Raw genomic sequence first — 3,593 nt, forward strand, 5'->3', positions numbered from 1 at the left:
TATTTAAGGTCGTTAAATGTATCAATGTGCTGATTGACGACATGCCTAGCTTTATATTTACGATAACCCAGAGAAAGACATGAATCCACCTAACACTAAAGACAATGCTGAAAACAACGCTGAAGATAATGCTCAAACTGATGACTCAGTTGTGCAGGCTGAATCACAAATGCAGCAGGTTATTGACCTGCAAATGAGCATGGCACATCTTGAGGTAATAGTCGATCGTCTCGATGAAGTGATTGCGCGGCAAGATAAAGATATTCAGACATTACAACGACAGCTGCAGTTGATTTATAAACAAGTTAAGGATCAAGATACAGACAGTGGTATTGCGCCATTTGATGTGATGGCAGATAGACCACCTCATTACTAGAGTGTGTTTTATTCTTTGATCAGAGCACTGATGGTGCGTCTGTAAAAATTTTCAACATGAATCGAGTATATTTCTATTTATGGATATACATATCTAACAATGACTACTTGGTCATACAGAATAAATAATGTATCCTTACGGTTGTTTTAATGTTTAAAAATCATTACTATTCCCCATCTAGGATACTGCTTACTCACAAAAAACCGGTATGCAGTAAAACAATGCGGACGTTTGGAGACATATAATGCGCAATACCTTCCATCTCAAAAATCTAACAGTGGCTGTTGCTGCTTTTTCTGTTGCTAGTGTTGCTAGTGCTGCTGGCCTTGATCGTTCAGGTCAGGATATTACTGCATTTTTACAAGACGGTACTTATGCCGAGGCTGTCTATACTTACATCGATGCTGATGTGACAGGTAATGATGTGGCAGGTAACAAAATTGGTGACATCGCCGAATCTTATGATTTCTTTCGTTACGGTGTAAAAGCAGACCTCAATGATACTTATAGTGTTGGTATCTTATATGATGAGCCTTTTGGTGCTGCGGCTGACTATAGTGGTGACAACAATTTCGTCGACGCTAGTGGTGAAGGTACGAATGTAGAAGTCCGTACTGAGAGTATTACCGGTATCGTCGGTGCAAAATTTGGTGAAAATAAAAACTTCCAAGTATATGGCGGTCCAGTGGCCCAGCGTGTTAAAGCTGATGTAAAGCTGCGCGGTACAGCCTATAGTGCTGCGAATGGTTATACGACCCACATCAGCCCAGATCAAGAGTATGGTTATATTGCTGGTGTTTCCTACAGTAAGCCTGAAATTGCACTAAAAGCGGCGTTGACGTACCGTTCAGAGATTGAACATACAGCTGATGCTGCAGAAAGTTACCCTGCAGTAGCAAGCTTCCCTGGATTTGGTCCAAGATCAGGTGATATTGATATTACTACCCCTGAGTCAGTCAACTTTGATTTTCAAACGGGTATCAATCCAACGACATTAGCAACTGCAAAAGTACGTTGGGTGCCATGGGGTGATTTCTCAATTGTACCGTCACTATACAATGACGTTAGTAAACTGAACGCTGCTTATCAACCAGACGGCCTACCGTTAGTCAGTTATGATGAAGATCAATGGGTAGTTGAGCTAGGTCTTGCCAAACGTTTGAATCCAGCTTTAGCGGTCAGTGGTACCGTTGGGTGGGATAGTGGTGCTGGCAATCCTGTGACCTCATTAGGCCCTACAGAGGGTTACTATAGTGCCGGTTTAGGGGCTAAGTATAATGTCACAGAAAACTGGGCAGTTTCAGCGGGTGGTAAATACCTATGGCTTGGTGATGCTGATGGTCAGGTGCCGACCAAAAATGTTGTTGGCAACTTTGAAGACAATGACGCTTTTGTAGTTGGTATGAAAGTTTCTTATCAAGCAAAGTAAGTTTCACCATGACTAAATTTCACCATGATTAAGTTTCATCATGATTGTGTTCCATGATGGTTATATTGCTAAGTAATATATTTGGCAATGAAAAAAAAGCGACTCTATACGGGTCGCTTTTTTTGTGCACATATTGCTACCTGTAACAGCTTTATAGAAAATTTTATTACCTCTAGTTTTTGCGGATTTTACAAGCGTTAGCTGTGTCTAGATAATGTTAAGAGTGCTATAAAATATATATTATTAGAAAATCAAGTACTAATATGCTATTTATACTGTTCAGTCATAATTGGGAAATAAACTGCTTTGTTTGTTGTTTTAGTGTCTAAAAGGCATTAGTATTCAAGTTAGGACACGACTTTGATAACCTCAATGTTAAGCGCAGCAATGCCATATATTGGTTATTGAAGTAGTAATACAACAAGGATCGTTGGAGATACACAATGCGCAATCACTTTCATTTGAAAACCCTCGCAGTAGCGATTGCTACCCTTTCTATAGCCAGCGTCACCAATGCAGCTGGTCTTGATCGTTCTGGTCAAGATGTCACCGCTTTCTTTCAAGATGGCACTTATGCTGAAGCCGTTTATACTTATATCGATGCCGATGTGAGTGGTTATGATACTGCCAATACTAATCCTTATAGTAATGATTATGAACGTGGTAATAAAACAGGTGATATCGCTGAGCCTTATGACTTTTTTCGTTATGGTGTAAAAACTGATATTGATGATACGTTTAGTATTGGTGTTTTATATGATGAACCTTTCGGTGCTGCTGCCGAGTATACTGAAAGTAATTTTGTGGCAAACGATAATTTAGGTGAGTCTGCTGGTGAGTTGGTAGCTGACGGAGTTGATCAGCCAACTGCGGGTGCGATAGCCACAGCTGAGACAAGTGCCGCTGGTGAAAATACTAACGTCGAAGTACGTAGTCAAAGCTTGACAGGTATACTTGGTGTGAAGTTCGGTGAAAATAAAAACTTCCAAGTGTATGGTGGCCCAGTCGCACAGCGTATTCAATCAGAAACCAAGCTTCGTGGACTGGCATACGGCCCTGCTAGTGGTTACACTTCGACCAGCAACCCTGATATGGATTATGGTTACATAGCAGGTGTGGCCTATTATAAGCCTGAGATTGCTTTAAAAGCAGCGCTGACGTACCGTTCTGAGATTGAACATAATGTAGATATAGCTGAAACCTATCCTATTAGGTCTATTATTTCTGGAGGTGCACTGTCAGCTAGTCAAAAGAGTGAGTATGAAATTACAACACCTAAATCTGTCAACTTTGACTTCCAAACAGGTATTAACCCGACGACATTAGCCACTGCTAAAGTACGCTGGGTACCGTGGAGCGATTTTGTCATTACACCGCCATTATACAATGAAGTGAGTAAAAACGCTGAACGACCCGATGGTCTAAACTTGGTTGAGTATGATGATGACCAATGGCAAGTAGAGCTTGGTTTAGCTAAGCGTATGACACCAGTACTAGCGGTTAGTGGTACCGTTGGTTGGGATAGTGGTGCTGGCAATCCTGTAACGTCGCTTGGTCCTGTCGAAGGCTACTACAGTGTTGGCCTTGGTGCAAAATATAACGTCACTGAAAACTGGGCAGTATCCGCTGGTGGCAAATATTTGTGGTTCGGTGATGCTAAAGGCGCGTTACCCACTGATAAAATCGTTGGTGATTTTCAAGATAATGATGGCTTTATCGCCGGTGTGAAACTGTCTTATCAAGCACAATAATCATTTTTGTATGTTGTCGCTATATCATAAAAAATCG

General features: G+C 41.2%; 3 protein-coding genes. All 3 read left to right on the forward strand.

The features are described 5' to 3' along the window. Positions 1 to 79: 79 nt before the first annotated feature. Complete coding sequence (locus ACT3RN_RS14925) at positions 80 to 376, forward strand: SlyX family protein (RefSeq protein WP_192520756.1); 297 nt, start codon at positions 80 to 82, stop codon at positions 374 to 376. A gap of 244 nt (positions 377 to 620) precedes the next feature. Beyond that, positions 621 to 1,805 carry an OmpP1/FadL family transporter gene (locus tag ACT3RN_RS14930; protein WP_192520755.1) on the forward strand — a complete coding sequence of 395 codons (1,185 nt, stop codon included), beginning with the start codon at positions 621 to 623 and terminating at the stop codon, positions 1,803 to 1,805. A gap of 443 nt (positions 1,806 to 2,248) precedes the next feature. Further along, positions 2,249 to 3,556 (forward strand): OmpP1/FadL family transporter, encoded by a 1,308-nt coding sequence (locus ACT3RN_RS14935; RefSeq protein ID WP_192520754.1) that lies wholly within the window; start codon positions 2,249 to 2,251, stop codon positions 3,554 to 3,556. Positions 3,557 to 3,593 lie beyond the last annotated feature (37 nt).

Origin of the sequence: Psychrobacter sp. AOP5-GZ1-6 (genome assembly GCF_052376345.1) — a bacterium.
Lineage (GTDB): Bacteria > Pseudomonadota > Gammaproteobacteria > Pseudomonadales > Moraxellaceae > Psychrobacter.

Excerpts from the sequence above, each read along its gene's own strand:
- ACT3RN_RS14925 (WP_192520756.1), top strand. The coding sequence starts at position 80 with ATGAATCCACCTAACACTAAAGACAATGCTGAAAACAACGCTGAAGAT.
- ACT3RN_RS14930 (WP_192520755.1), top strand. The coding sequence starts at position 621 with ATGCGCAATACCTTCCATCTCAAAAATCTAACAGTGGCTGTTGCTGCT.
- ACT3RN_RS14935 (WP_192520754.1), top strand. The coding sequence starts at position 2,249 with ATGCGCAATCACTTTCATTTGAAAACCCTCGCAGTAGCGATTGCTACC.